25 protein-coding genes and 1 pseudogene are annotated in these 25615 nt (G+C 70.6%); 17 read left to right on the forward strand and 9 right to left on the reverse strand.

The annotated features are described in order from the left end of the window. The first annotated feature begins 85 nt into the window (after positions 1 to 85). The 4 genes from ABZO29_RS34095 to ABZO29_RS34110 are packed head-to-tail and all read left to right on the forward strand — an operon-like array spanning position 86 to position 3109. Positions 86 to 283 (forward strand): hypothetical protein, encoded by a 198-nt coding sequence (locus tag ABZO29_RS34095; RefSeq protein WP_367324034.1) that lies wholly within the window; start codon positions 86 to 88, stop codon positions 281 to 283. Beyond that, positions 280 to 1665 (forward strand): replication initiator protein RepSA, encoded by a 1386-nt coding sequence (repSA, locus tag ABZO29_RS34100; protein WP_367324035.1) that lies wholly within the window; start codon positions 280 to 282, stop codon positions 1663 to 1665. Before ABZO29_RS34095 ends, repSA begins: the two co-directional genes overlap by 4 nt. Positions 1666 to 1667: 2 nt before the next feature. Next, the gene (locus ABZO29_RS34105; protein WP_367324036.1) at positions 1668 to 1868 is read left to right on the forward strand and encodes a helix-turn-helix transcriptional regulator; all 201 of its coding nucleotides are present in this window, start codon (positions 1668 to 1670) and stop codon (positions 1866 to 1868) included. Further along, the gene (locus ABZO29_RS34110) at positions 1868 to 3109 is read left to right on the forward strand and encodes a tyrosine-type recombinase/integrase (protein ID WP_367324037.1); all 1242 of its coding nucleotides are present in this window, start codon (positions 1868 to 1870) and stop codon (positions 3107 to 3109) included. Before ABZO29_RS34105 ends, ABZO29_RS34110 begins: the two co-directional genes overlap by 1 nt. A gap of 109 nt (positions 3110 to 3218) precedes the next feature. Here the strand turns inward: ABZO29_RS34110 and ABZO29_RS34115 are convergent, their stop codons facing one another. Next, positions 3219 to 3722: a hypothetical protein gene (locus tag ABZO29_RS34115; protein WP_367324038.1), complete on the reverse strand. Its 504-nt coding sequence runs from the start codon at positions 3720 to 3722 to the stop codon at positions 3219 to 3221. 70 nt (positions 3723 to 3792) lie between these two features. Then, a complete protein-coding gene (gene dapA, locus ABZO29_RS34120; RefSeq protein ID WP_367324039.1) occupies positions 3793 to 4692 on the reverse strand; it encodes a 4-hydroxy-tetrahydrodipicolinate synthase in 900 nt (299 codons plus the stop codon). A 161-nt stretch (positions 4693 to 4853) separates the two neighbouring features. On the opposite strand from dapA, the gene ABZO29_RS34125 reads away from it, so the two are divergent. The 7 genes and pseudogenes from ABZO29_RS34125 to ABZO29_RS34155 all read left to right on the forward strand — a co-directional run bounded on the left by ABZO29_RS34125 (position 4854) and on the right by ABZO29_RS34155 (position 9414). After that, on the forward strand, positions 4854 to 4988 hold the full coding sequence (locus ABZO29_RS34125; RefSeq protein ID WP_367324040.1) for a hypothetical protein: 135 nt from the start codon (positions 4854 to 4856) through the stop codon (positions 4986 to 4988). Continuing rightward, positions 4985 to 5668, forward strand: a complete 684-nt coding sequence (locus tag ABZO29_RS34130; RefSeq protein ID WP_367324041.1) for a hypothetical protein — start codon at positions 4985 to 4987, stop codon at positions 5666 to 5668. The genes ABZO29_RS34125 and ABZO29_RS34130 overlap by 4 nt, the downstream gene beginning before the upstream one ends. A gap of 53 nt (positions 5669 to 5721) precedes the next feature. After that, positions 5722 to 6144 carry a phage holin family protein gene (locus tag ABZO29_RS34135; protein ID WP_367324042.1) on the forward strand — a complete coding sequence of 141 codons (423 nt, stop codon included), beginning with the start codon at positions 5722 to 5724 and terminating at the stop codon, positions 6142 to 6144. Further along, on the forward strand, positions 6141 to 6515 hold the full coding sequence (locus tag ABZO29_RS34140) for a DUF3618 domain-containing protein (RefSeq protein ID WP_367324043.1): 375 nt from the start codon (positions 6141 to 6143) through the stop codon (positions 6513 to 6515). Before ABZO29_RS34135 ends, ABZO29_RS34140 begins: the two co-directional genes overlap by 4 nt. Positions 6516 to 6634: 119 nt before the next feature. Next, the gene (locus ABZO29_RS34145) at positions 6635 to 7243 is read left to right on the forward strand and encodes an ArsR/SmtB family transcription factor (RefSeq protein ID WP_367324044.1); all 609 of its coding nucleotides are present in this window, start codon (positions 6635 to 6637) and stop codon (positions 7241 to 7243) included. Between the two features lie 13 nt (positions 7244 to 7256). Continuing rightward, the gene (locus ABZO29_RS34150; protein ID WP_367324045.1) at positions 7257 to 7991 is read left to right on the forward strand and encodes an SRPBCC domain-containing protein; all 735 of its coding nucleotides are present in this window, start codon (positions 7257 to 7259) and stop codon (positions 7989 to 7991) included. A 200-nt stretch (positions 7992 to 8191) separates the two neighbouring features. Then, positions 8192 to 9414 (forward strand): annotated as a pseudogene (locus ABZO29_RS34155) (RNA-guided endonuclease InsQ/TnpB family protein). Between the two features lie 57 nt (positions 9415 to 9471). Here ABZO29_RS34155 and ABZO29_RS34160 read toward each other — a convergent pair. Then, positions 9472 to 11298, reverse strand: coding sequence for an endonuclease/exonuclease/phosphatase family protein (locus ABZO29_RS34160; RefSeq protein ID WP_367324046.1), 1827 nt, complete (start codon positions 11296 to 11298; stop codon positions 9472 to 9474). Between the two features lie 289 nt (positions 11299 to 11587). Between ABZO29_RS34160 and ABZO29_RS34165 the strand changes: the two genes are divergently transcribed. From ABZO29_RS34165 to ABZO29_RS34185, 5 genes are all read left to right on the forward strand, one after another. Further along, positions 11588 to 13015: a hypothetical protein gene (locus tag ABZO29_RS34165; protein ID WP_367324047.1), complete on the forward strand. Its 1428-nt coding sequence runs from the start codon at positions 11588 to 11590 to the stop codon at positions 13013 to 13015. A gap of 970 nt (positions 13016 to 13985) precedes the next feature. After that, the gene (locus ABZO29_RS34170; RefSeq protein WP_367324048.1) at positions 13986 to 15434 is read left to right on the forward strand and encodes an alkaline phosphatase PhoX; all 1449 of its coding nucleotides are present in this window, start codon (positions 13986 to 13988) and stop codon (positions 15432 to 15434) included. A gap of 506 nt (positions 15435 to 15940) precedes the next feature. Beyond that, positions 15941 to 17524: a TROVE domain-containing protein gene (locus ABZO29_RS34175; protein ID WP_367324049.1), complete on the forward strand. Its 1584-nt coding sequence runs from the start codon at positions 15941 to 15943 to the stop codon at positions 17522 to 17524. Positions 17525 to 17613: 89 nt separating this feature from the next. Next, positions 17614 to 18261 (forward strand): GntR family transcriptional regulator, encoded by a 648-nt coding sequence (locus tag ABZO29_RS34180; RefSeq protein ID WP_367324050.1) that lies wholly within the window; start codon positions 17614 to 17616, stop codon positions 18259 to 18261. A 13-nt stretch (positions 18262 to 18274) separates the two neighbouring features. Next, positions 18275 to 19291 (forward strand): 1-aminocyclopropane-1-carboxylate deaminase, encoded by a 1017-nt coding sequence (locus tag ABZO29_RS34185; protein WP_367324051.1) that lies wholly within the window; start codon positions 18275 to 18277, stop codon positions 19289 to 19291. Here the strand turns inward: ABZO29_RS34185 and ABZO29_RS34190 are convergent. Next, complete coding sequence (locus tag ABZO29_RS34190; RefSeq protein WP_367324052.1) at positions 19288 to 19560, reverse strand: hypothetical protein; 273 nt, start codon at positions 19558 to 19560, stop codon at positions 19288 to 19290. The two genes, ABZO29_RS34185 and ABZO29_RS34190, sit on opposite strands and share 4 nt — an antisense overlap. Positions 19561 to 19612: 52 nt before the next feature. Here ABZO29_RS34190 and ABZO29_RS34195 point away from each other — a divergent pair, with 52 nt between their 5' ends. Then, positions 19613 to 20185, forward strand: a complete 573-nt coding sequence (locus tag ABZO29_RS34195; protein WP_367324053.1) for a TetR/AcrR family transcriptional regulator — start codon at positions 19613 to 19615, stop codon at positions 20183 to 20185. A gap of 66 nt (positions 20186 to 20251) precedes the next feature. Here the strand turns inward: ABZO29_RS34195 and ABZO29_RS34200 are convergent, their stop codons facing one another. The 5 genes from ABZO29_RS34200 to ABZO29_RS34220 form a co-directional block, all read right to left on the reverse strand. Next, positions 20252 to 21463 carry a TerD family protein gene (locus tag ABZO29_RS34200; protein WP_367326321.1) on the reverse strand — a complete coding sequence of 404 codons (1212 nt, stop codon included), beginning with the start codon at positions 21461 to 21463 and terminating at the stop codon, positions 20252 to 20254. A 116-nt stretch (positions 21464 to 21579) separates the two neighbouring features. Beyond that, positions 21580 to 22422, reverse strand: coding sequence for a carbohydrate ABC transporter permease (locus ABZO29_RS34205; RefSeq protein ID WP_367324054.1), 843 nt, complete (start codon positions 22420 to 22422; stop codon positions 21580 to 21582). Continuing rightward, positions 22419 to 23357 (reverse strand): carbohydrate ABC transporter permease, encoded by a 939-nt coding sequence (locus ABZO29_RS34210; protein WP_367324055.1) that lies wholly within the window; start codon positions 23355 to 23357, stop codon positions 22419 to 22421. Before ABZO29_RS34210 ends, ABZO29_RS34205 begins: the two co-directional genes overlap by 4 nt. Next, the gene (locus ABZO29_RS34215; protein WP_367324056.1) at positions 23354 to 24727 is read right to left on the reverse strand and encodes a sugar ABC transporter substrate-binding protein; all 1374 of its coding nucleotides are present in this window, start codon (positions 24725 to 24727) and stop codon (positions 23354 to 23356) included. Before ABZO29_RS34215 ends, ABZO29_RS34210 begins: the two co-directional genes overlap by 4 nt. Positions 24728 to 24829: 102 nt before the next feature. Beyond that, on the reverse strand, positions 24830 to 25600 hold the full coding sequence (locus ABZO29_RS34220) for a DeoR/GlpR family DNA-binding transcription regulator (protein ID WP_367324057.1): 771 nt from the start codon (positions 25598 to 25600) through the stop codon (positions 24830 to 24832). Positions 25601 to 25615 lie beyond the last annotated feature (15 nt).

Genomic DNA, 25615 nt, shown 5'->3' on the forward strand with positions numbered 1-25615 from the left:
CCCCCGGAGCGGCCTCGGTCGCCAAACTTCCGCCGCTCCGGACGCCGTCCCTGTCCGATCCACAGAACCGGAAGGAACCTCCATCATGACTGGCCCCACCCCAGCCACCACGACAACACCGCGGATCTGCCCCAACTGCGATGGCTTCGCCTCCGCCGCCATCACCATCGGCGGCCGCGACCACCGCGGGCAGCTGCGCACCATCACCGCGGACTGCCCGGCCTGCCGCGGCACCGGCATCGCGCCCGCCCGCGTCCTCCAGCTCGCCGGGGGCCGCGCATGACCAACGCCGCGACCTTCGCGGACCTGGACCCGATCACCCTGGGGGATCTCCTCCGGGTGGCCGGGATTCCGGGCTTCGACCGCTGGCAAGACCAGATCAAGCGCACCGGCGGCTGTGCCGACCCGATCCACCTGCGCGGCTGGGTCCTGCACAAGGACAAGACCACCGGCGAGACCCTGCACCACTACAGCACCGAGAACGAGCCGGGCGGGCGCCTCCGCGTCGCTTGCGGCAACCGTCGCGCCTCCCGCTGCCCGGCCTGCGCCTGGACCTACGCCGGGGACACCTACCACCTGATCCGTGCCGGGCTCGCCGGGGACCCCGACAAGGACATCCCCGCCACCGTCCGCGACCACCCGCGCGTCTTCACCACCCTCACCGCACCCTCGTTCGGCCCAGTCCACAACCGGCCCGACCGCGGCGCCTGCCGCTGCGGCACCCGCCACACCGAGGACGATGCCTCCCTCGGCACAGCACTGGACCCGGCCACCTACGACTACGCAGGCGCCGTGCTCTTCAACAACCACGCGGGCGAGCTGTGGATGCGCTTCGCCAACCGACTCCGCCGCGAGATCGCCGCCCGCGCCGGACTGACACAGCGTGAACTCGCCGACGCCTGCCGGGTCTCGTACGGCAAGGTCGCCGAATTCCAGAAGCGCGGTGCCATCCACTTCCACGCTGTGATCCGCCTCGACGGACCCGACGGCCCTGATTCTCCACCGCCCTCGTGGGCCCGTACGGAGCTGCTCACGGACGCGATCCGTGCCGCCGCTACGCACTCCTACACCAGCGTCAGCGTCCCGGCCTCCGACGACCAACCCGCCCGCACCTTCCGCTGGGGTACACAGCTCGACGTACGGCCCGTGAAGGCCTTCGGTGACGGTTCAGACCTCACCGAACAGGCCGTTGCCTCCTACGTCGCCAAGTACGCCACCAAAGCCGCAGAGAACACAGGCACTCTCGACCGCCGCATCGGCGAACTCGCCGAACTCGACCGCCACGGCGTGCCCGACCACGCGCGCCGTCTGATCACCGCGTGCCGCGACCTCGACAAGCTGTACCCGGACCGGCGGCTGTGGGCCTGGGCTCACATGCTCGGTTTCCGGGGGCACTTCAGCTCCAAGTCGCGCCGCTACTCGACCACTCTCGGCGCTCTTCGCCAGGCGCGCGCGGACTTCCGCGCCGTTCAGGAACGCGCCGCCCTCGGCCTCGACGACCGCGAGCCGGACACCGTGCTCGTCCTCGCCGACTGGCAGTACGCCGGACACGGCCACACCCCTGGTGAATCCGCGCTCGCCGCCACGATCGCTCGTGATCTCCAGCTCAACCGTGAAACCGCCCGCGAAGCACTCGCCGCGCTACCAGATGACAGGGAGTGGTGACCATGCCGACCCGACTGCCCGACCGCTATCTCACGCCTGAGGACCTGGTTGAACTCTTCGAACTGCCCAGCGTGGAGACCCTCTACCAGTGGCGGCGGAAGCGCATCGGTCCTCGGGGATTCCGGGTAGGCCGGTACATCCGGTACGACCCCGACCACGTGCATGCGTGGGTCAAGTCCCAGATGGAAGGGGCTGCCGCCTGATGGCCGGACACGTTCAGGATCGCTGGTACAAGTCCGTTCCCGGCCCGGACGGCAAGAGCGTCAGGGTCAAGACCGACCGCTACGGCGTCGGCCACCGCTACCGCGCCCGGTACATCGCGCCGGACGGCTCCGAGAAGTCCAAGAGCTTCCCGGACAAGCAGAAGCGCAAGGCTGACGCCTGGCTGGCCAACATCGAAGCGGACATGTCCCAGGGGAGGTACATCGACCCGGCCGCGGGCTCGGTGACCTTCGGGCAGTACGCCAAGGAATGGATGGCAGCGCTGACCATCGATCCGGTGACCCGCGAGAGTGTCGAGATCCGGCTCAGGGTCCACGCCTTGCCGTACCTCGGTGATCGCCCCCTGGCGTCCTTCCGGCCGTCGCACCTGCGCGCGTGGATGCGCGAGCTGGAGGCCACGGGTCGCGCGGCGTCCTACCGGCGCTCGATCTTCGCCAATGTGTCAGCGGTGTTCACCGCCGCCGTGGAGGACCGGATCATCGCCGAGAATCCGTGCCGCGCCCGCTCGGTGAGGGCGCCGTCCCTGGATGCCCGCAAGGTCAAGCCCTGGTCCATCGAGCGCGTCATGGCAGTGCACGAGGCCCTGCCGGATGCCTACCAGGAGATGGTGGCCCTCGGCGCGGGCTGCGGCCTCCGTCAGGGCGAGATTTTCGGTTTGGCTCTTGAGGATGTCGACTTCCTCGGCGGCACGGTCCACGTAGTGCGGCAGGTCAAGCTCATACGAGGGACGCGCCCGGTATTCGGCCCTCCCAAGGGCGGCAAGGAACGGCATGTACCGCTGCCCGAGGCGGTCTCCTTCGCGCTGGCCGCGCACATCACGAGGCACGAGCCGGTAGAGGTCGCCCTGCCATGGAAGACCCCGGACGGTCCGCCGGTGTCGGCGTCGCTCCTGTTCGTCAACGCCCGAAGCCAAGCCCTGAACCGGCTGCGCTTCAATCCGGGCGTTTGGCGTCCCGCCCTCACTTCCGCCGGCATACCCCTCGGCCGCGAGAACGGCATGCACGCCCTCCGCCACTTCTACGCCTCCGTGCTCCTGGACGCGGGGGAGAGCATCAAGGCCCTGAGCGAGTACCTGGGCCACCACGACCCGAGCTTCACGCTCCGGACGTACACGCACCTGATGCCGAACAGCGAGGCTCGCACCCGGGCCGCCGTGGATCGGGTCTTCCGGAACCCGGGTGGCACCGAGGACGGCCCCGACACGGCCCATGAGGCAACATGAGCCCGTGACCTGCACGTTCCTCAGAACAGCCACAACTGAGCAGCAGGCACAACTGAGCAGCAGGCACAACAGAGCGCCCTCCCACTCCACAGGCGGGAGGGCGCTTTCGTCACCCCCGCAGGCCCGTCGCGAACTCCGTAAGGGCCGCGAAGTCGGCCTCCAGCAGGCCGAGCCGTGGGTTGACATGGTGCAGGAGGGCGGCCCCGGGGTGGCGGGCGGCGACGTACGCGTCGTCGGCCGGGCTCTGTTCGTCGTCGACCCAGGCGAAGGGGCGGCCCTCGGCGTACGTCACGATCGCCTCGGTCTTCCAGTGCACGCCGTCCGGCCGGACGGCGAACAGGCCCTCGCCGAAGTCGACGTACGGCAGCTCGGGCAGGCCGACGACGGGGGCGATCCAGCGGTTGGCGGCGGCCATCCACGTGGTGGCCCAGCACAGGTCGTAGGGGAGATCCAGTAGCGCCCGGCCGTGCGAGGGGTTCAGCCAGACCCGCAGTGGGCGTCCGGGCTGCAGGGCCACCCTGAGCGTCGTATAGCCCCCGGGGCGTCGCTCCGGCTTCGCCGCGTACGGGTTGAGGGGGCCGTCGACATCGAGGAACAGCAGGGGGCGGCTCACGGGGCCACCGTACGGGACGGGCGTGCGGCGGCACCCGGGAATTTCTTCCGGCGAGGGGCGCCCTCCGCGATCAGGCCACCAGCCGCTCGTACTCCGCCAGCAGCCCGTCGGTCGTCGCCCGGTCGGCGGGCCGCAGGGGTGCGCGGACCGGACCCGCGGGCAGACCGAGGGCGTTGAGGATCGCCTTGGCGGTGACCGTGCCGGGCAGGCCCGCCGACATCACCGCCTCGATGAGCGGTGTGGCCCGCTGCTGGAGCCGGGCCGCCCCGGCCGTGTCGCCCGCGTCGAACGCGTCGAGGACGGCCCGTAGCCGGCCCGGGACGACGTTCGCGACCGTGCTCACACAGCCGGCTCCGCCCACCGCGTACAGGGCGAGGTTGTGCTCGTCGCAGCCCGCGTAGTAGGCGAGGTCCGTGCGGGAGAGGACCTTCTGGGCGGCGAGGAAGTCGTAGGAGCAGTCCTTGACCGCCACGATCCGGGGGTGGCCGGCGAGGCGGATCATCGTCTCGGGCTCGATACGGGTCCCGGTGCGGCCCGGGATGTCGTACAGCGCGACCGGCAGCCCCGACGCGTCCGCGACCGCCAGGAAATGGGCCTCCAGGGCGTCCTGAGGAGGCTTGCTGTAGTAGGGACTGACCACCAACAGGCCGTCGGCGCCCGCCTTTTCGGCCTCGAGTGCCAGCTCGACGGTGTGCCGGGTGTCGAAGGTGCCCACACCCGCCACGATCGAGGCCCGGTCGCCCACCGCCTCCCGCACGGCCGTGACGAGCGACGCCTTCTCGGCGTCCGTCGTGGTCGGCGACTCGCCCGTCGTGCCGGAGAGCACGAGACCGTCGCAGCCCTCCGCCACCAGCCGGTCGGCGAGCCGCTGCGCACCGTCGAGGTCGAGCGCGCCCGCCTCGGTGAAAGGCGTGATCATCGCGCAGAGGGCGCGGCCGAAGGGAGGGGTGGAGCGAGCGGTTGTCGTCATGTGAGTAGTCTCGGCAGACCAATCGTGAAGCTCCACTTAAATCTTCTAAGAGGTATTGGTAAGTGGTGCTGCGGAGTGGGTGGGTGGGCCCTATGTCCAAATCGACCCTCCATGGGTCACCATGGCCAGGACGGTCACCGGCGTCAGCCCATGGAGGCGTCATGAAGCTCGGCAAGGCACTGGCCACCGGAGTCGCGGAGGAGCGGCCGCGGGTCCACGAGGACGAACTCGAACTCCCCGAGGAGATCAAGGACCTCACGGCCCCCGCGCCCGAAGAGGTGCCGGCCGCACGATGAGGCTGCGGCTTCCGGAGGAACGCCCGACGGAGCCGCCGACCGGCTACAAGATCGCCCACCCGGTCCTGTCCCAGGACGGCACCCGGGCGGGGTTCACCGGTGTGTCGCTCGGCGGCGCGCTGCCGTACGGAGTCGTGGCCGACGCGTCCTGTGTCTACGGCCTGCGGCACCGTGCACCGCACCGCCGCTGCGACTGCGGCTTCCACTGCGTGCACGAGCGCACGGCCGCCGAGGCGCTGCTGTGCACGGCCGAACACCGCGCGGCCGTCCTGCTCGAGGTCTCGGTCCTGGGCGCCTACATCCGCTTCGAGCGCGGCTTCCGCTACGCCCGTCAGCGGGTACGGAAGGCGACCGTCGGCCCCTGTGCCTGCGGCGCCGGCGCGGCGTCGCTCGCCGACGCCGGCTGGGGCCGGCCCGGCTGGCGTGCCCTCGCACCCTCCTGCGCGGCCTGCCTCCGCGGCCGTACGTTCCTGTCGCTCGCCGCGTTCGCACGGCTGGCCGGGGACGGGCTGCGGGTCGTGGCGGGAGCCGCGAGCGGCAGCGGACCCTCGGGCGCCGAGGGCCTCGGCGTGCCCGAACTCGTCGCGGAGGCCGCGCTGCTGCAGGCCCGGCTGGACTGGTTCCAGAGTCAGTTGGCCGAGCTCGGGGACCGCGGGGACGGGGGCGGGGCGCAGGGGTAGCCGGGGTCGGCCGGGGTACCCGGATGTTCCGAACCGAGAGGAGGCGGGACACCGTGACCGGGACCATCGACTCCGGCCCTGCGCACGACGCGCACCACTCCGTGGGCGAACTCGTCACGCAGGCCACAGAACAACTCTCCCGGCTCGTGCGGCAGGAACTGAGCCTCGCCAAGGAGGAGCTGGCCGAGAAGGGACGGCGTGCCGGGCGAGGTGGCGGGCTGCTCGGTGCCGCGGGCGCCTTCGGCTATGCCGGACTGCTCGCCCTGGCCGGCACGGCGACCGCCGCGCTCTCGCTGACGCTGTCCGTGTGGGCCGCGGCGCTCATCGTCACCGCGGCGCTGTTCGCGATCGCGGGCCTGCTGGCCGTGGCCGGCCGCAGCCAGCTGCGCCGCGCCACGCCCCCCACGCCCGAGGAGACCCTCGGCAGCGTCAGGGCCGATGTCGAGGAGATCAGGGAAAGGGCACACCACCGATGACCCACAGGAAAGCGGGCTCCGCGGAGCTGCGGCGGCAGATCGAAGAGACGAGGACCGAACTCGGCGGCACCGTCGAGGAGTTGGCGGCGAAGGCCGATGTGAAGGGCCGGGCCCGGGCCCGCGCCGCCGACCTCAGGGACAAGGCGGGCGCGATGACCGTGCAACTGCGCAGCACGGCGGCCCAGGCCGGTCACACGGTCCAGGACAGGGCGAGCCGGGCGGGTCACGCGGTGGAGCATGGCGCGCCGCGCCCCGTCCGCACCGTCGTTCAGGCCGGGCTGCGGCATCCGCGGCCGGTGCTGATCGCCGGTGCGGCACTGGGAGCCGTGGCCGTGGCGGGGCTGCTGCTGCGGCGGCGCACCGGGCGGTAACGGGGTTCGTGCGACACGGGGCCCGGGTCGGCTGTACGTCGGCCCGGGTCTTTTCACGGACCCCCACCGAAAACTCCATCCGTCTGGACAAAAAAAGTTTTCGGTGAGACCGTGGACGCATGCTGGACGTGACCGTGATCGAGGACCCCGAGGCCGCAGCCGTCTCCCTGGACCCCATACGGGCCCGGCTGCTCGCCGAACTGACCGCCGGCCCCGCGTCGGCCGCCATGCTGGCCGGCAAGGTCGGGCTGCCCCGGCAGAAGGTGAACTACCACCTCAAGGCGCTGGAGCGGCACGGCCTGGTCGAGCTGGCCGGCGAGCGGCGCAAGGGCAACGTCACCGAGCGGCTGATGCGCGCGACTGCGGCCTCGTACGTGATCTCGCCGCTCGCGCTCGCCTCCGTGCAGCCCGACCCGGACCGCTTCCGCGACCAGCTCTCCGCGCGCTGGCTGCTCGCACTCGGCGCCCGGCTGGTGCGGGACGTCGGTGCGCTGATCACCGGCGCGGCGAAGGCGCGCAAGCGGCTGGCGACGTACGCGCTGGACGGCGAGGTGCGGTTCGCCTCGGCCGCCGACCGGGCCGCGTTCGTCGAGGAGCTGACGGCGGGCGTGAGCGCGCTGATCCGCAAGTACGACGCACCCGGCGCCGAGGACGGCCGCGATCACCGGATCGTCGTCGCCGTCCATCCCACGGTCAAACCCCAGACCCCGGAACTCGAACGTCAGTAGTCAGGAGCCCGTCATGTCCAAGGAATTCGAGATCGCCCGCGAATTCGAGGTCGACGCCACGCCGGAGCAGGTGTGGGAGGCCGTCACCAACGGCACCGGAGGCTGGCTGTGGCCGATGGAGCCGCCCGAGCCCCGTGAGGGCGGCCGGGGTCCCTTCGGTTCCACGATCACCGTCTGGGATCCGCCGCACCACTACACCAACCGCGTCGAGGACGTCGAGGGCATCTCCGAGCAGACGCTCAACCAGCTCGACTACACCATCGAGTCCCGTGACGAGGGCCGGCGGGCCTGGGTGCGGTACGTGCACAGCGGGATCTTCGTCGACGACTGGGACAACCAGTACGACGGCGCCGCCAAGCACACCGACTTCTATCTGCACACCCTGCGGGAGTACCTGGCCCACTTCGCACCCCGGCCGGCCGCCTTCGCCACCTTCGACGGCCCCGAGGCCTCGAAGGCCGCCGACGCCCTCGCCGCCGTCGGACGGGCGCTCGGTGTCGGGGAGGACATGGCCGCCGGCACGCGGGTGACGGTCCGAGGCCCCGACGCATTCGACGCCGTGGTCGACTTCCGCAACCCGTACTTCATCGGGCTGCGGACGGACCGGGGCCTCACCCGCTTCTTCGGACGCAACCACTGGGGCCATCCGGTCGGCGTCTCCCTGCACGATTTCACGCCGGGCACCGACATCAAGGAGTGCGAAGCCGCCTGGCAGGGCTGGCTGAACGGCGTGTTCAGCCAGCCTTGAGAACATCCCGGGGTGCTACCGGGATTCATTCGCAGTGCATCGGGCTTCAGCCCGGTGGTGAAGCGAATCCGGTGGTCGCCACGCGGAGCGTCGTGGTGACCTTCCGGCGGAGCCGGACAGAGAGCGGGCCGGTAGCCGGTGACACACTGAACGAATGTTCTGTGTGGTGCTGGCGAGTCGGCCGTTTCTACGATGCTCGCATGCAGCTTCGGTACGTCTTCAGGATGTACCCGGAGCCCGGCCAACAGGGAGCGTTGGCGAGGGCGTTCGGGTGCGCCCGCGTCGTGTTCAACGACGCGGTGCGTGCCCGCCGCGACGCTCGCGCGGCTGGGGAGAAGTACCCGACGTCCGCGGTGCTGTCCAAGACGTTGATCACCCAGGCCAAGGCCCGCCCGGCGCGGGCCTGGCTCGCGGAGGTCTCCCAGGTCGTGCTCCAGCAGGCGCTGCGGGACGCGGATGCGGCGTACGCGAACTTCTTCGCCTCGTTGAAGGGGGAGCGGGCTGGGGCGCGGGTGGGTGAGCCGCGTTTCCGTTCCCGTCGGGATGCCCGTCAGGCCGTGCGGTTCACGGCGAACGCCCGCTGGAAGATCACCGGGGGCGGGAGGCTGCTGCTGCCGAAGATCGGCGCGGTGGCGGTGAAGTGGTCCCGGGCTCTGCCCGCCGTGCCATCCTCGGTCACCGTCGTCAAGGACGCGGCGGGGCGGTACTTCGCGTCTTTCGTCATCGAGACTGAACCGGATGCCGATGCTGCGTGGTGCCCGACCCCGGCCAGAGCATCGGCATCGACCTGGGGCTGACCCATTTCGCGGTCCTCTCGGACGGTACGAAGATTGACTCTCCGCGGTTCTTGCGGCGGGCGGAGAAGAAGCTGAAGAAGGCCCAGAAAGACCTTGCCCGCAAGCGGAAGGGATCGAAGAACCGCGAGAAAGCGAGAGGGAAGGTCGCCCGTGCGCACGCGAAGGTCGCCGACGCGCGCCGCGAGTTCCACCACCAGCTCTCCACGAAGCTGATCCGCGAGAACCAAGCGGTCGCCGTGGAGGACCTGGCGGTCAAGGCACTGGCGCGCACGAGGATGGCCAAGAGCGTGCACGACGCGGGCTGGTCACAGTTCACGGCCATGCTCGCGTATAAGGCCGAACGATACGGCCGCACCTTCATCAGGATCGACCGGTTCGAGCCGACCCGCCAGGTCTGCTCGGCCTGCGGCCACCGCGACGGCCCCAAACCCCTCGATGTGCGCGAGTGGACCTGTATCGCCTGCGGGACCGTCCACGACCGCGACGTGAACGCCGCGAAGAACGTGAAACAGGCCGCCGGACTGGCGGTGACAGCCTGCGGAGCGCGGGTAAGACCACGACTCGTCCCGGCACAGCGCGAAGAAACAGGAAGCCACGGAATCCCTACAGGAAACTGTGCCGCGTAGCGGCACAGCGCCCCGTAGAGACGGCCAGAATCCTCGGGCTTCAGCCCGAGGAGCATGTCAAGGGTGGAACCGCAGCACCTGCGGGTCGTGGTCGCTGATCTGGTCGTTGAACTCCGAGTTGATGTGCACGCTGTCGTACTCGAAGTCGCAGCCCCGCCGGATCGACGGGCTGACCAGGATCTGGTCCAGGACCTGGCTGTTGCCCTGATAGTCGTAGGTGTACCGCTCGCTCTTGGGCAGCGACTTGATCGCCGACCACAGCTCGCCTTCGCCCTCGAGGATCTTCGCGGTGTCGGAGAACTCGAAGTCGTTGATGTCGCCGAGCGCGATGACGTCCGCGTTCTTCTGCGTGTCGAGGATGTCCTTGACGAACGCGTTGACCAGCGTCGCCTGCTGGTGGCGCTGGGTCTCCGAGCTGCGCGCCGGGGGCTGGTACTGCGAGGTCAGACCCTGGTCGCCGCCCTTGGAGTTGAAGTGGTTGGCGATCACGAAGACCGTGCGGCCGCGGAAGACGAACTCGCCGGCCAGCGGCTTGCGGCTGGTCTGCCAGGCCTCGTTCGCCGGGTCGATGCGGCCGGGGGAGACGGTCAGCTGGGCCTTGCCGTTCACCTTGGTCACACCGACGGCCGTGGTCGCGTCGCCGCCCGCGCGGTCCGTGAAGGAGACCCGCTCCGGGTTGAACAGGAACACCTGGCGGATGTTGCCGCCCGGCTGGCCGCCGTCGGTGTTGTTGGCGGGGTCGATGGAACGCCAGTCGTACTTCGGGCCGCCCGCCGCGACGATCGCGTCGATCAGCTTCGTCATCGTCACGTCGGCGGCGGTCGTCCCGTCGTTCGTCGCGCCGTTGTTGTCCTGGATCTCCTCCAGGGACACGATGTCGGGTGACTTCAGGTTGTTCACGATCGCGGAGGCGTGCTCCTCGAACGTGGCGTCGGACGGGTCGAGGTTCTCGACGTTGTACGTCGCGACCGCCAGCTCGCCGCCACGCTGCTTGCGCGTGGACTCGCGCTGCAGACCGGCGCTCTTCAGGGTGCCGATCTCGTTGGCGACGAGCGTGTAGCCGCCGAACTGGTTGTAGTCCAGCGGGCCCGTGGTGGTACCGGTGAGCGTGTCGCCGACGTTCGCGACCGGGAAGGCGGCCGTCGAGCCCAGCGACTGGATCTGCAGTCGGCCGGTGTTCTGGGAGTCGTAGGAGCCGTACAGCGTCCCGCCGCGGCGGGTGGTGTGCTCGCGCGGCTTCACCGTGACCCACAGCTCGGTGAACGGGTCGGTGGCGCCCACCACGCGGGCGTCGGCGACCTGGACGTTCATGCCCTCCAGGGACTCGTAGTGGTCCAGGGCGTACTTGGCGGGGTCGAGCGTCAGACCGTTGATCGAGCCGCTCGCGGCGGTGTCGCCGGCCGGGGCGTACGCGGCCGGCACGGACTTCGCGTCGACCACCGTCGGGGCCGGTACCGCGTTGCCGCTCGACAGGACCGTCACCGTCGGCTTGGTGATCTCGGTCAGCGACTGGTTGCCGGAGGAGGTGCCGCCGGGCACGTACTCCGAGACCGTGCCGGTGACCGTGACGGAGTCGCCGACGGCGACCTTCGGGGTGGAGCCGGTGAAGACGAAGACGCCTTCACTGGTGGCCGGGTTGTCGTCCGGGGTCGGGTCCTGGATCCAGAAGCCTCTGGACGAGCCGTAGGTGCGCACACCGGTGACGATTCCGGCCACATCGGTGACCTTCTGGCCGGCGTACGGGGATATTCGGGTGGCGCCCTGGATGTCATGGATGCGCGCGGTGTCCGCGTGCGCGGGCGAGGTGAGGACGACGGTGGACGCCGCGGAACAGACGGCGGCGACGGTGAGCGCGGCGAGACGCGCGGAAGACCTGCTGGTCAAGGAGATCCCTCCGGGGACGTATGTGAGCGCCGGGGCGAGGGTGAAGCACGGGACGTGGGAGCCGCGATCTGTGGGGCGATGGCGACGCGCGTAGAAAATACAGTGAACAGATGTCCGCCGGATTTCTACGCGCGTCAATCTCCTGCCAGGTCAGGTCAGTTGTCAAGGTTTCGGCCATGTACAGCACCCAACGGGGAGATGAACCGGGCGGCATGGGTGGAAATCCGTCTAGGCTGAGCGCTTGGGCCGTGAGTGGTACGGCCGTCAAGGCGCCTAGGAGAACCAGCCGATGTCAGACAGCTCCCCCCTGCCGCCGGTGCGTCTGCACCCCGAAGCGGAGCTGGCGCGGAACGCGCTGTCCACGCCGTTGCTCTCCCGGGCCGCGCGCCTCGCCCGCTGGGCCGGACCGGACACGCGCGTCGACGCCGGCGGCGAGCTCGTGGACGAGCAGCTGCCGGCCGCGGCCGAGGCGCTCGGGCTGAGCGGGGACGACGCGGCCGCCTACGCCGGTGAGGCCTGGCGGGTCGCCGTGGACACCGGTCTCGTCGAGGTCGTCGACGAGGAGGCGGGCACCGTGGCCGCGGGCGAGGACCTGGCGCTGCTGACCGGCGGCTCCCCGCACGACGTGCTCGCGGTGTGGCAGGACGCGCTGGAGACCGTGCTCGCCGACGCGAGCGTGCCCGACCTGGACGACCTGGTCGAGGCCATGGACGAGGGCGGCGAGGTCGACTTCTCGCAGCTCGACTGGGACCCCGAGTCCGAGGCGGAGTTCCTCGACGCGGTGCTGGCCAATCTGTACCTGCTCACGGTGAGCGAGGACGGGGCCGGCGAGGGCGCGGTGCCGCTCCCCGCGCTCGCCGCGTCGATGATCGTGCCCGGCGACATGAGGGAGCCCACGAACGACATACTCGAGCAGGTCTCCGACGCGATGATGCGGCTCGACGACCAGTTCCGGCTGCTGGCGCCGGTCGGGCTCGTGGAGTACCAGCCGGTGGACGAGGCCCTCATGGCAGATGCCGACGAGGAAGCCCCGGTGCCGGTCGACGACACCGACGTCACGCGCTACGGCATGGTGCGGCTCACCCCGCTCGGCCTGTACGGACTGCGGGCGCGGCTCATCGAGGCCGGGTTCGCGGCGCCCGCCGTCGGGGACCTCGCCGACAAGGGCGCCGACGCGCTGCTCGACGGGACGGCCGGCTTCGGCCCGCGAGCCGCACGCGCGGAGACCGAGCAGTGGCTGGCACGACGCGAACCCCTCGCCGCGGCACGGGAGTTGCTGGCGGCCGCACGCGGCTCGGACAGCGGCGCACCGCTGCGCCGGCTGTGCTGCCAGCAGGCGCTGTCCCTGGTCGGCGCGGACGCCGAACCGGCGCTGCGGGACGTGCTCGACGACCCGGAACTGGGCGGACTGGCCCGGGTGTGGCTGACCGAACACGGCGCGCCGGACGTGCCCGCCCCGTCCGAGGCGATGATCTTCTGGCTGACCATCGACACCCTGGCCGCGCAGCTTGCCGCCGAGGGGACCTCCGACGAGCTGACGGGGCTCGTCGAGGGGCTGGCGCAGCAGCACAGTGGCTTCTTCGCGGCGGCGTGGCGCGTCGACCACCCCGCCACTGCGGACGTGCTGGAGGCGATGGGCCGGATCCACCCCGACAAGAGGATCGCCAAGGAGGCCAGAAAGGCGGCGTTCAAGGCGCGTTCGCAGCACGGGAGTTGAGCGGCAACCCGCTGACACGGAGCGTCGGCGGGCGCCTGCCCGCCGGCCGCTGAGGGCCTGTGGCCGACGCTTTGGAGCGGTCCGGTCGGATCCGGCGGCGTGCCGTGGGCGGCCTCCCGGGGCCTGGGTGCCGGTGATGGCGGCATTCGGCACCGGGTTGATCGGGGTCGGCGCCGTGCAGCGGTCCGGCTGGATGTGGTGGCGTGCCGTGGGCGGACGCTCTGGGCCTGGGTGCCGGGTGACGGCGGCATTCGGCACCGGGTTGACCGTGGTCGGCGCCGTGTAGCGGTCCGTCCGGATCTTGTGGCGCGCGGTGGGCGGCCTCCCGGGGCCTGGGTGCCGGCGATGGCGGTATTCGGCATCGGGTTGATCGGGGTCGGCGCCGTGTAGCGGTCCGTCCGGATCTTGTGGCGCGCGGTGGGCGGCCTCCCGGGGCCTGGGTGCCGGCGATGGCGGTATTCGGCATCGGGTTGATCGGGGTCGGCGCCGTGCAGCGGTCCGGCTGGATGTGGTGGCGTGCCGTGGGCGGACGCTCTTTCGGATCTGGGGGCGTGCCGTGGGCCGACGCCCGGGGCACGGGTGCCGGCGATGGCGGCACCCGGCAGTCTGCCGGTGCCCGGCAGGGTCGGCGACTGCGACGGGCACTACCGGGCCGCCGGCCGGAGGAACGCGGCGGCCGTTGTCCAGTGGCTGGGCGCCGTATGCCGGCGGTCCGCCGCGCGCAGGCCGGCTCGTGGAACCCGGGCCTCGAACGCCGGCCCCCGGGACCTCACCCCGTGGCGCGGGTCGCCGTCGGTTCGCGAGCGTCGTTCAACGCGGCCCGGCGCGTCGTGACGTCCGCGGTGGATTCACGGAAGCGGGGTCCGTGAAGTCGACCTGAGTTCAACTGGTGTTCAGGCGTGGGCGCGACCGTGGCGCCGACCCGACGTCCGCCACCCTCCACGGCACGCCCACCGTCACAGGAGACACCATGTCGCTCACCCGCAGGGACTTCGCTAGAAAATCCGCGATCACCGGTGCCGGTGTCGCACTCACGGGCAGCGTAGGCGCCCTCGCCACCGCTCCCAACGCCCTCGCGTCCACCGACGTCGAGAGCGCCGGCGAGGAATCCGCGGCCGCGCACGGCGGGGTCGGCTACGGCCCGCTGCTCCCCGACCCCGACGGCATCCTCGCGCTGCCCGCCGGGTTCAAGTACGAGATCATCACCTACAGCGGGAAGACCAAGCTGGAGTCGGGCGAGTTCACCCCGTCCAAGCAGGACGGCACCGCCGCGTTCTGCGGCCCGCGCGGCGCGACCCTCCTGGTCAACAACCACGAACTGAAGGGCCCGCGCGCGAACTGGCAGTACCCCGTGCCGCTCACCGAGGGCCTCGTCTACGACCCGGCCGCGTCCGGCGGCTGCACGGTCGTCGAGGTGCGCCCCGGCGGCCATGTCGCCGAATGGGTCGGCATCGCCGGCACCTCCACCAACTGCGCCGGCGGCAGCACCCCTTGGGACACCTGGCTCACCTGCGAGGAGACCGAGGACAGGGCCGGCCAGAACGGCATGACCAAGGACCACGGGTACGTCTTCGAGGTCGACCCCGAGGACCGCCGTGCCAACCGCGACCCCAAGCCCATCAAGGCACTGGGCCGTTACGCCCACGAGGCCGTCGTCGTCGACCCCAAGCGCGGCCACCTCTACCTCACCGAGGACGCCTCCGGTCCCAACGGCCTGCTGTACCGCTGGACCCCGCCGGAGGGCTTCCGGCACGGCCGCGGCAAGCTGCGCACCCTCGCGGACGACGCGGGCGTCCTGGAGGCATTCAAGTGCTTCGACTCCGGCGGCCAGTTCGTCGACGACCTCTCCCGCGCCACGAAGATCGGTACGGTCTACGGCGTCGACTGGGTGACCGTCCCCGACCGCGACGCGAAGACGGTGGCCGTCCGCAAGCAGTTCACCACCGGCCAGGTCACCCGCGCCCGCAAGCTGGAGGGCATGTGGTGGGGTGACGGCGGCGCGTACATCGTCTCCTCGTACGCCCGTGCCGAGAGCCCCGTCCAGCACGACGGTGCCGTCTGGTTCTACGACCCCAAGCGCCGCACCCTGACCCTCAAGGTCCTGCTCGGCGTGAACCCCGACCCGTCCGTCGACGGCGCCTTCGACGGCCCCGACAACATCACCGTCTCCCCGTACGGCGGCCTGATCCTCGCCGAGGACGGCGAAGGCATCCAGCACCTGTTCGGCGCCACCGACAGCGGCCGCACCTACCCCATCGCCCGCAACGAGCTGAACATCGGCACCGAGGAGGAGCCCGAGTACAGCGAGTTCGCCGGCGTCACCTTCTCGCCCGACGGCCATACCCTGTTCGCCAACATCCAGAGCCCTGGCATCCTGCTCGCCATCACCGGGCCCTGGAAGCGGCAGCAGCGCGGCTGAACTTCCCGCTCGCCCCGCGGAAATTAATTCGTTCGCCCGGCTCGCGGCCGTCCTCCTAAAGTGATGCACGTCCAGGTGCGAAGGCAGGACCTACTTCCACTCATAATGGGGCGGCCGCGGGTTCGAGTCCCGCCACCGGTACAACGCGCCGGTGTAGCTCAGGGGTTAGAGCACCTTTGTCGGTTCCGCCGACCTCGATCTCTGGACACCACAACTTCATGCACCTCCCGGTGCGCGGGCTGCGGCTACTTCTTTTGCAAAGAGAATCCGATGCCGCCGCCGACTTGATCTCGGGAGGCGCAGCATATGGTGGGTGCCCGGTGCGCAGGCAACGGGTACTTCGGGATCAGGTATGTTGCGGGTTCGAATCCCGTCGTCGACTCACGGTCGACGTGGCGGAAATGGAAGACGCGCCTGATTATGTGCCGTGGCCGCCCTTGACCTCGGGCATCCTCCATTTGCCGTGCTTCCCTCCGAAACGGAACAAGAATTCGGGGGAATTCACCATGGCGCGATTCAACACCCGTACCAGGAAGGCGCAGCCCACCTCGCGCGTCACCTCGACGGGCCGGGTGCTCCGTACATACGAGGGCGGCCGCGGCCATGAGCGCGACGCGCGCTCCGAGCTCTTCCTGCTCGCGGTCTCCAACTTCGTCTCGCAGCAGACGTTCTACGAGAGCGGCGCCGCCCGCGACGACCGGTTCGCGACGCTCGTGCGCGAGCTCGCCGTCACCGACCCGGCCTGGACGGCCGGCCTGCTCGGCTGGCTGCGCGGCGAGGGCAACCTCCGTACGGCCGCAGTCGTCGGTGCTGCCGAGTACGTGAAGGCACGCCTGGAGGCGGGAGCGACCGACGGCCCGTCGAACCGGCAGGTCGTGGCCTCCGTGCTGCGGCGGCCGGACGAGCCCGGCGAGTTGCTCGCGTACTGGACCGCGACGTACGGCCGCAACGTCCCCAAGCCGGTCAAGCGCGGCATCGCCGACGCCGTACGACGTCTCTACAGCGGCAAGTCGCTGCTGAAGTACGACACCGCGTCGAAGGGCTACCGCTTCGGCGACATCCTCAACCTCGTGCACGCGGCGCCGGATCCGGACAAGCCGTGGCAGGGCGAGCTGTTCCAGTACGCCCTCGACCGCCGGCACAACCCGGACACCGCCGTACCGCCCGCGTCGAGCACCGTCCTCACCGCGCACCGCGAGCTGATGGCGCTGCCGGTCGGGGCGCGGCGCGCGGTCGTCACGTCGACGGGCGGTGCCGAGCGGCTCGCGGCGGCCGGGATGACGTGGGAGGCGCTGGCGGGCTGGCTGCAGGGCCCGATGGACAAGGAGGCATGGGAGGCCGTCATCCCGTCCATGGGCGCCATGGCACTCGTCCGCAACCTGCGCAACTTCGACCAGGCCGGTGTCTCCGACGAGGTCGCGGCCCGGGTCGCGGCGCGGATCAGCGACCCGGCGGAGGTCGCGCGCTCGCGCCAGTTCCCCTTCCGGTACCTCGCCGCCTACCAGCACGCACCGTCGCTGCGCTGGGCGTACCCGCTGGAGCAGGCGCTCGGTCACTCGCTGGTCAACGTGCCCGCGCTGCCCGGCCGGACGCTGGTGCTCGTCGACCGCTCGGGCTCGATGTTCTACTCGCGGATGTCCGACCGCTCGGAGCTCAACCGTGCCGACGCGGCGGCGATCTTCGGCACGGCGCTCGCGCTGCGGGCGGCGGACGCGGATCTCGTCGAGTTCGGCTCGTCGAGCAGCCGAGTGAAGTTCCGCAAGGGCGAGTCGGCGCTGAAGATCCTGGAGCGCTTCGGCAACCTGGGCGGCACCGACACCACCGAGGCGGTGCGCCGCCACTACAAGAAGCACGACCGGGTGCTGATCGTCACCGACGAGCAGTACGCGTACAGCCACCACGGCGACCCGACCGAGCAGGTCCCCGCCCATGTGCCGGTCTACACCTGGAACCTCGCCGGGTACCGGGCGGGCCACGGACCGTCCGGAAAGGCGAACAGGCACACGTTCGGAGGCCTCTCGGACGCGGCCTTCCGGATGGTTCCGCTGCTCGAGGCCGCCCGGGACGCCGACTGGCCCTGGACCGCCTGAGCCTCGAGCCGGATCGTGGCCCGCACTTCTACGGGGGGTGCGGGCCACACCCTTGTCCGCATCCTGAATTGACATCTAACATTTCAGTTGTGGAGGCCATACGACCCGTCCGGCGCACCCTGCTCAGGGACCGCGCCTACGCAGCGATCCGGGACGCCATCGTGGCCGGAGACCTCGAGCCCGGCACGGCGGTGCGGGACGCCGATCTCGCCGAGCGGCTCGGGCTGTCGCGGGCGCCGGTGCGGGAGGCGTTCTCCCGTCTCGTGGACGAGGGGCTGCTCGAGAGCAAGCCGCAGAGCTACACACGGGTCACCCCGGTCGTCGCCGCCGACGTACGGGACGCGGCGGCCGTGGTCGGCGCCATGCACGAGCTGGCCACACGGGTCGCCGTGCCCCGGCTGTTCGCCGCGGACGTCCAGACCATGCGCACGGCCAACGAGCGATTCGCTGCGGCCGTGGGCGTGGGCGACGTGGACGCGGCGCTGCGCGCCGACGACGAGCTGCACGACGTACTCGTCCGCGTGGCCGGCAACCACGCGGCCGCCGCCACCATCGCCCGCTACACCCCACTCATCCGCCGTCTGGAGCGCCGCCGCTTCGGCGAGGGCGGCACCTGCCGTTCGGCCGGGCTGCACGAGCAGCTGATCGAGGCCTGCGCGGCGGGTGACACGGATGCGGCGGTCCGCGTCACCGCGGAGATCTGGCGGAGCCTCGCAGCCCTCGCCGACGACGACTGACCCGGGAGGACCCATGTCCCTTTCCTCGTTCGAGCGTTATCCCCTCCTTTTCGGACCGTCGCCGGTGCACCCGCTGGAGCGGCTCACCGCGCACCTCGGCGGAGCCTCCCTGTGGGCCAAGCGGGAGGACTGCAACTCCGGTGTCGCGTACGGCGGCAACAAGACCCGCAAGCTGGAGTACCTGGTCGCCGACGCCCTCGCCCAGGGCTGCGACACCCTCGTCTCGATCGGCGGGGTGCAGTCCAACCACACCCGCCAGGTCGCCGCCTGTGCTGCCCGGGCCGGGCTCAAGGGCGTGCTCATCCAGGAGAGTTGGGTCGAGTGGCCCGACTCCGTGTACGACAAGGTCGGCAACATCCTGATCAGCCGCCTCGCCGGGGCCGACGTACGGCTGGTGCGGGCCGGGTTCGGCATCGGCTTCAAGGAGAGCTGGGAACAGGCGCTGCGGGAGGTCGAGGAGTCGGGCGGCAAGCCGTACGCCATTCCCGCCGGCGCCTCCGACCACCCGCTCGGCGGCCTCGGCTTCGCCAACTGGGCCTACGAAGTCGCCGAGCAGGAGCGGGAACTCGGCGTCTTCTTCGACACGGTCGTGGTGTGCTCGGTGACCGGCTCCACCCAGGCCGGAATGGTCGCCGGGTTCGCCGCCCTGGAGGAGGCGGGCGGACGGCCGCGGCGTGTTATCGGTATCGACGCGTCGGCGAAGCCCGCCACCACCCGCGAGCAGGTCGCGCGGATCGCCCGGAACACGGGGAGCCTCGTCGGACTGCAGCGGGAGCTGACCGAGGCGGACGTCGAACTGGACGAGCGGTACCACGCCGGCACGTACGGGATCCCCGACGAGACCACCCTGGAGGCGATGCGGCTCGCCGCGCGGACCGAGGGGATGATCACCGACCCCGTGTACGAGGGGAAGTCGATGGCCGGAATGGTCGACCTGGTCGCGCGCGGTGAGATCGGCCGCGACTCCACGGTGCTCTACGCCCACCTGGGCGGGCAGCCGGCGCTGAACGCGTACAGCGCGCTGTTCTAGGGCCGCGTGCCGGGTCGCCGTGCCGAAGACCGCCGCCGTACTGAAGCGGGGCCGCCGAGCAGCGCCCGGGTGTCGCTCCGGCCCTCTCCGAAACACGGATGAACGCGTGGACGAGCGAGGTCATGCCCGCCGTGCCGGTCGGTGAGCGCGACGTTGACGAGGGTGGAATAGACGCCGACCATCAGGTAGGCGGTGACGATGACGAGGAGGACGGCGCGGAGGTCGTGCCGGTGGCCATGGGTGCTTCCTGTCCGGTGTCCCCGGGCCATGTGAAGGAGCATGAGATACGGAGAGAGCCCCCGGTTTGCGAGGAGGAACTGGATGACGCAGGTCAGACCCATGCGCGCGGACGCTCGGCGCAACTACGAGCGGTTGCTGAAGGCGGCGGCGGAGGCCTTCGCCGAGCATGGGGAGGGCGCGTCCCTCGACGACATCGCGAAGCGCGCCGGCGTCGGATCGGGCACGCTCTACCGGCACTTCCCGACCCGTCGGACGTTGCTGGAGGCCGCGTACGTCGACCGCATCGAGGCGATCGCGCAGCGGGCCGACGAGATCGCGGGGGAACTGCCGCCGGGCGAGGCGCTGATGGAGTGGCTGTGCGAGCTCAGTGCGGGGATGATCCAGGTCCGCGGGCTGAAGGCGCTCCTCGGCACGGCTGTCACGGACGGCAGCCCGGCCGTGGTCACGGCCTGCGGAACCGCCGTGAAGGAGGCGGCGACGCGGCTGGTGGAGGCGGCGCGTCGAGAAGGGACCCTGCGGCAGGACGTCGAGCCGATCGAGATCCTGCGGCTGGCCCACGGTGTGGCGACGGCGTCGGAGCTGGCGGACGGGGAGGGGAAGTACATCCGCCGGTATCTGTCACTGCTGACGGAGGGGCTGCGGCCTGCGCGGTGACGGTGGGCGCAGGACGGACGGCGGGCGCCCCTGGTCGGAGGGCGCCCGCAGAGATCGTACGTCCGGTCAGAGCGCCTGGGCGGCCGGCTTGACCATGTTGCGAACCGTGCGGGCCTTGACGAACTGACCCATGGCCGTCATCTCCCACTCTCCCGAGTACTGCTTGATCAGCTTGGCCATCATCACGCCGGTCTGGGCCTCCGCGTTGGTGAGGTCGAAGCGCACGAGTTCCTCGCCGGTCGACGCGTCCAGCAGGCGGCAGTAGGCCTTGGCGACCTCGGTGAACTTCTGGCCGGAGAAGGAGTTGACGGTGAAGACGAGCCCGGTGACGTCCTGCGGGAGCCGGCCCAGATCGACGGTGATCACCTCGTCGTCGCCGCCGCCCTCGCCGGTGAGGTTGTCGCCGGAGTGCTTGATCGCGCCGTTCACGATGGTCAGCTTGCCGAAGTAGCAGCTGTCGATGTGGTTGCGCTGCGGGCCGTAGGCGATGACCGAGGCGTCCAGGTCGATGTCCTTGCCGCGGTACGCCGGTTCCCAGCCGAGGCCCATCTTGACCTGGGAGAGCAGGGGGCGGCCGCCCTTGACGAGGGAGACGGTCTGGTTCTTCTGGAGGCTGACGCGGCCCTTGTCGAGGTTGATCTTCCCGGTGCCGGGGGCGGGCGGGGCCGGAGGAGCGGCGGGAGCGGCGGGCGTGGACAGGGGCGGGGCGGGCGGGGTCACCGGGGGCTGCATGGTGGGCTGCGGCGGGGCGACGGGCTGTGGCGGGGCCGCCGGAGCAGGGGTGGGCTCCTCCACCGTGACGCCGAAGTCCGTTGCGATGCCGGCCAGGCCGTTGGCGTATCCCTGTCCGACCGCGCGGGCCTTCCACGCGCCGTTGCGGAGATAGATCTCGACGACCACCAGTGCCGTCTCGGAGCCGAGCTGCGGGGGCGTGAACGTGGCCAGGACGCTGTTGTCGGCCGCGTTGCGGACAGTGGCGGTCGGTTCGATGCCCTGGAAGGTCTGGCCTGCGGCGTCGGGGCTGGCGGTGATGACGATCTTCTCGATCCCGGGGGGCACGGCGGTGGTGTCGACGGTGATCGCGTCGGGGGCGGTGCCGCCGCCGGACCGGTAGGTCACGCCCGGTCCGCTGGGCTGGTTGTAGAAGATGAAGTCGTCGTCGGAGCGCACCTTGCCGTCGGCGGTGAGCAGCAGGCCCGATACGTCGAGCCGCACGGGGGCGGAGACGTCCACCGTCACGCGGGCAGCGGGGAGGGGGATGTTCGAGCCGGGGGTCATAGCTGTCATGCCGGGTGAACGATCCAGGGCGCTTTACCGTTCCCTTACCCGGGACTGTTCGGGTCAGGTGCTTGAGTCGCCCCCGCCAGGGGGGCTTCGCCCCCTGGACTTCCGTCCTATTTGACGGCGCCCAGGGACAGGCCCTGGACCAGTCTGTCCTGGGCGGCGAACCCCGCTGCGAGCACCGGCAGGGAGATGACGAGCGACGCGGCGCACACCTTCGCAAGGAACAGGCCCTGACTGGTGATGAAGCCGGTGAGGAAGACGGGGGCCGTCTCGGCGACCACGCCCGTCAGCACCCGGGCGAACAGCAGCTCGTTCCAGCTGAAGATGAAGCAGATCAACGCCGTCGCCGCGATTCCCGGCAGCGCGATCGGGGCCACCACCCGGGCCAGGACCGTCGGCAGGCGCGCCCCGTCCACCCGCGCCGCCTCGATCACCGCGACCGGCACCTCGGCCAGGAACGACTGCATCATCCACACCGCGATCGGCAGGTTCATGGAGGTGTAGAGAACGACCAGGAGCCAGATGTTGTCGAGCATTCCCGCGTTCTTCGCGAACAGGTAGATCGGCAACAGGCCCGCCACGGCCGGCAGCATCTTCGTCGACAGGAAGAAGAACAGGACGTCCGTCCATTTCCGGACGCGGCGGATCGACAGCGCGTACGCCGCGGGCAACGCGAGGAGCAGGACCAGCAGCGTCGACGCCACCGACGCCACCGTCGAGTTGATCAGCGGGGGCCAGGGGCTCGCGCCGCCGCCCGTGCCGAAGAACTCGCGGTACCCGTCCAGGGTCAGGGCGGCCGTGAAGGACGGCGGGTTCGTCGCCGCGTCCTCCTCCGAGTGGAAGGACGTCAGCGCCATCCAGGCGATGGGCAGGAAGAACAGGATCCCGGCCAGCCACGCCACCAGTCCCATACCGGCGCCCTTGCGGCGGATTCGTACGGGCATGGTGCTCATGCGCGCGACACCTCCTCGCGGAACAGGGACGACACCACGCGCAGCGCGAAGGTCGCGATGATGATCGAGCCGATGACGACCAGGACGCCCGCGGCGGAGGCGAGGCCGTTCTCGTGGGCCTGGTAGAAGCTCTGGTAGACCGTGTAGGGGAGGTTCGCCGTGCCCAGGCCGCCCGATGTGACGGTGAAGACCGCGTCGAAGTTCTGGACGATGTGGATCGAGCCCAGCAGGGCGCCGAGTTCGAGGTAGCGGCGCAGGTGGGGCAGGGTCAGGTAGCGGAAGATCTGCCAGTCGCCCGCGCCGTCGACGCGCGCGGCCTCGATCTGCTCCTGGTCCCGGCTCTGCAGGCCGGCCAGCAGGATGAGCATCATGAACGGCGTCCACTGCCAGATCAGCGATGCCTCCACCGCCGGCAGCGGCATGTTCGAGATCCAGTCCGGCTGCGGGCCGCCCACATAGTGCAGCAGGCCGTTGAACAGCCCGTATTCGGGGTTGTAGAGCACGTGCTTCCACAGCAGGGCCGCCGCCACCGGGACCACCAGGAAGGGAGCGATCAGGAGGGTGCGGACCACGCCCCGGCCGCGGAACCGCCTGTCGAGGAGCAGCGCCAGCACCAGCCCGAGGACCAGGCTCGTCAGCACCACCGCCGCCGTCAGCAGGACCGTCGTCCACACCGAGTGGCGCAGGTCGGCGTCGGTCAGCACCTGGCGGTAGTTGTCGAGGCCGGTGAAGTGGCGGGCCTTGGGGTAGAGGGCGTTCCAGTCGAAGAACGAGATCACCAGCGTGGCCACGAACGGGAGCTGGGTCACGGCGATCGTGAAGATCAGGGCGGGGAGCAGCGGGGCCCGGGTGGCCCAGGCGCGCAGTCGGGCGGACGGTGCGCGCGGCGTGCGTAGGGGAGTCGCGGCCGCGGGGGCCGTCGTCGTCGCTGTCATCGTCCCTCGTACTCCTCGGAGATCCGCTCGGCGAGCTGCTGCGACTTCTTCAGGGCCGACTCGACGGACTGCCGTCCGGCGATGGCGGCGCTGATCTCCTGCGAGACCTTGGTGCCGAGGTCGGTGAACTCGGGGATGCCGACGAACTGGATGCCGGGTGCGGGGCGTGGTTGCACTCCGGGGTCGTTCGGCCGGGCGCCCTCGATGGCCTCCTTCGTCATCTCCTGGAAGGCGGCGGCCTCCTTCACGTAGGCCGCGTTCGTGTACGTCGACGCCCGCTTGCCGGCCGGGACGTTCGACCAGCCGAACTCGTCGCCGACGAGCTGCTCGTACTGCCTGCCGGAGGCCCAGCTGACGAACTTCCAGGCCTTGTCGGGGTTGCGGGACGCCTTCTGGATGCCCCAGGCCCAGGTGTAGAGCCAGCCCGAGGAAGCGGTCTTCTCGACCGGTGCGGGGGCGTAGCCCACCTTCCCCTTCGCCGGGGAGCCGGCGGAATCCAGGGAACCGGCGGCGGAGGTGGCGTCGTACCACATGGCGACCTTGCCCTGGGTCATGTTGTTGAGGCACTCGGCGAAGCCGGACTGGGCGGCCCCCGACTCGCCGTGTTCGCGGACCAGGCCGACATAGAACTTCGTCGCCCTCTCCCACTCGGGGGAGTCGAGCCGCGCCTTCCAGTCCTTGTCGAACCAGGTGCCGCCGAAGGTGTTCACGACCGTCGTGAGCGGGGCCATCACCTCGCCCCAGCCGGGCAGTCCGCGCAGGCAGATGCCCTTCATGCCGGGCTCGGCGCCGTCCGCCTTCGCGGCGAGGTCCGCGACCTGCGTCCAGGTCGGGTGCGCGGGCATCGTCAGGCCCTTCTTCGCGAACACGTCCTTGCGGTACATGAGGAAGGACGACTCGCCGTAGAAGGGCTGCCCGTAGAGCTTGCCGTTCTCGGCGGTCAGGGACTGGCGCATGGGCTCGAGGACGTCCTGTTCGTCGTATGCCGGGTCCTTCGCGACGTACGTGTTCATCTCGTGCAGCCAGCCGTTGCGGGCGTAGATCGGTATCTCGTAGTTGGAGAGCGTGGCGACGTCGTACTGACCCGCCTGGTTGGCGAAGTCCTGGCTGATCTTGTCGCGGACGTCGTTCTCGGGCAGGACGGTGAAGTTCACCTCGATGCCGGTCTCTTTCGTGAAGTGGGCGGCGGTGAGCTTCTGCAGCTCGGTCATCTGGGGGTTGTTGACCATCAGGACGTTGATGGAGTCGCCGCCCGACCCGGAGCCGCCCGCTCCGACCCAGCAACCGGAGAGCAGCGGGGCGAGCAGCGTCCCTGCGGCGGCCATGGCGAGCGTGGCTCGCGACGGCCGCCGTCGGCTCTGGGTTCGCATGGATCGCTCCTGGATGTATCGGGAGATTGCGGGCGTGAGTCAGCCGCGGAGGTGCCCCGGGGCTCGGTCTTTGCGCGCGCACCCGGCGGATGCGCCGGTTTGTCAGACCCTGATGACCTGCGGCCCCAGCAGCGAGTACCGGTGGGCCTCCGAGGCCGGCAGCAGGGTGCTCGTCACGATCGCCTCCAGTGCGCCGATCTCGGCGAACCGGCAGAAGCTGACCGCTCCGAACTTGGTGTGCACGCCCGCGAAGACCACGCGCCGGGCGGCTCGCACGGCCTGTGCCTTGACCTCGCTCACCGCGGGATCCGGGGTGGTCAGACCGTGTTCGCGGGTGATGCCGTTGGCGCCAATGAAGGCGAGGTCGATGACGAAGCCTGCCAGCATCTTCGTCGTCCAGTGGTCGACGGTGGCCAGTGTGCCGGGGCGGACCCGGCCGCCGAGCAGCAGCACCGAGACGTTCTCGGCCTCGGCGAACGCGCCCGCGACCGGCAGGGACGCGGTGACCACGGTCAGCGGCCGGTCCCGGGGCAGGTCCTCGGCGATGAGCTGCGGGGTGAAGCCCTCGTCGACGAAGACCGTCTCGGCGTCCCCGATCAGCTCGGCCGCGGCTGCGGCGATCCTGCGCTTCTCGGGCACGTGACTGGTGGCGCGGAAGGCGAGCGTCGTCTCGAAACCGGCGCTCTCCACGGGGTATGCGCCGCCGTGCGTGCGGCGCACCAGACCGTGGTCCTCCAGGGCGCGCAGATCACGGCGTACGGTCTCCTTGGCCACGCCCAGCTCGAGGGCGAGTACGGCGACGTCGACCGAGCCGGTGGCACGAGCGACGCGTACGATCTCGCGCTGCCGCTCTTCGGCGGTCCTCTCGCCCATGGCCGACACCTGCCT

The organism is Streptomyces sp. HUAS ZL42, from assembly GCF_040782645.1.
Taxonomy (GTDB): Bacteria; Actinomycetota; Actinomycetes; order Streptomycetales; family Streptomycetaceae; genus Streptomyces.

Excerpts from the sequence above, each read along its gene's own strand:
- repSA (WP_367324035.1), top strand. The coding sequence starts at position 280 with ATGACCAACGCCGCGACCTTCGCGGACCTGGACCCGATCACCCTGGGG.
- ABZO29_RS34130 (WP_367324041.1), top strand. The coding sequence starts at position 4,985 with ATGAGGCTGCGGCTTCCGGAGGAACGCCCGACGGAGCCGCCGACCGGC.
- ABZO29_RS34220 (WP_367324057.1), bottom strand. The coding sequence starts at position 25,600 with ATGGGCGAGAGGACCGCCGAAGAGCGGCAGCGCGAGATCGTACGCGTC.
- ABZO29_RS34200 (WP_367326321.1), bottom strand. The coding sequence starts at position 21,463 with ATGACCCCCGGCTCGAACATCCCCCTCCCCGCTGCCCGCGTGACGGTG.
- ABZO29_RS34190 (WP_367324052.1), bottom strand. The coding sequence starts at position 19,560 with ATGGCCCGGGGACACCGGACAGGAAGCACCCATGGCCACCGGCACGAC.
- ABZO29_RS34170 (WP_367324048.1), top strand. The coding sequence starts at position 13,986 with ATGTCGCTCACCCGCAGGGACTTCGCTAGAAAATCCGCGATCACCGGT.
- ABZO29_RS34185 (WP_367324051.1), top strand. The coding sequence starts at position 18,275 with ATGTCCCTTTCCTCGTTCGAGCGTTATCCCCTCCTTTTCGGACCGTCG.
- dapA (WP_367324039.1), bottom strand. The coding sequence starts at position 4,692 with ATGACGACAACCGCTCGCTCCACCCCTCCCTTCGGCCGCGCCCTCTGC.
- ABZO29_RS34215 (WP_367324056.1), bottom strand. The coding sequence starts at position 24,727 with ATGCGAACCCAGAGCCGACGGCGGCCGTCGCGAGCCACGCTCGCCATG.
- ABZO29_RS34125 (WP_367324040.1), top strand. The coding sequence starts at position 4,854 with ATGAAGCTCGGCAAGGCACTGGCCACCGGAGTCGCGGAGGAGCGGCCG.
- ABZO29_RS34195 (WP_367324053.1), top strand. The coding sequence starts at position 19,613 with ATGACGCAGGTCAGACCCATGCGCGCGGACGCTCGGCGCAACTACGAG.
- ABZO29_RS34150 (WP_367324045.1), top strand. The coding sequence starts at position 7,257 with ATGTCCAAGGAATTCGAGATCGCCCGCGAATTCGAGGTCGACGCCACG.
- ABZO29_RS34145 (WP_367324044.1), top strand. The coding sequence starts at position 6,635 with ATGCTGGACGTGACCGTGATCGAGGACCCCGAGGCCGCAGCCGTCTCC.
- ABZO29_RS34105 (WP_367324036.1), top strand. The coding sequence starts at position 1,668 with ATGCCGACCCGACTGCCCGACCGCTATCTCACGCCTGAGGACCTGGTT.
- ABZO29_RS34165 (WP_367324047.1), top strand. The coding sequence starts at position 11,588 with ATGTCAGACAGCTCCCCCCTGCCGCCGGTGCGTCTGCACCCCGAAGCG.
- ABZO29_RS34140 (WP_367324043.1), top strand. The coding sequence starts at position 6,141 with ATGACCCACAGGAAAGCGGGCTCCGCGGAGCTGCGGCGGCAGATCGAA.
- ABZO29_RS34205 (WP_367324054.1), bottom strand. The coding sequence starts at position 22,422 with ATGAGCACCATGCCCGTACGAATCCGCCGCAAGGGCGCCGGTATGGGA.
- ABZO29_RS34095 (WP_367324034.1), top strand. The coding sequence starts at position 86 with ATGACTGGCCCCACCCCAGCCACCACGACAACACCGCGGATCTGCCCC.
- ABZO29_RS34110 (WP_367324037.1), top strand. The coding sequence starts at position 1,868 with ATGGCCGGACACGTTCAGGATCGCTGGTACAAGTCCGTTCCCGGCCCG.
- ABZO29_RS34210 (WP_367324055.1), bottom strand. The coding sequence starts at position 23,357 with ATGACAGCGACGACGACGGCCCCCGCGGCCGCGACTCCCCTACGCACG.
- ABZO29_RS34175 (WP_367324049.1), top strand. The coding sequence starts at position 15,941 with ATGGCGCGATTCAACACCCGTACCAGGAAGGCGCAGCCCACCTCGCGC.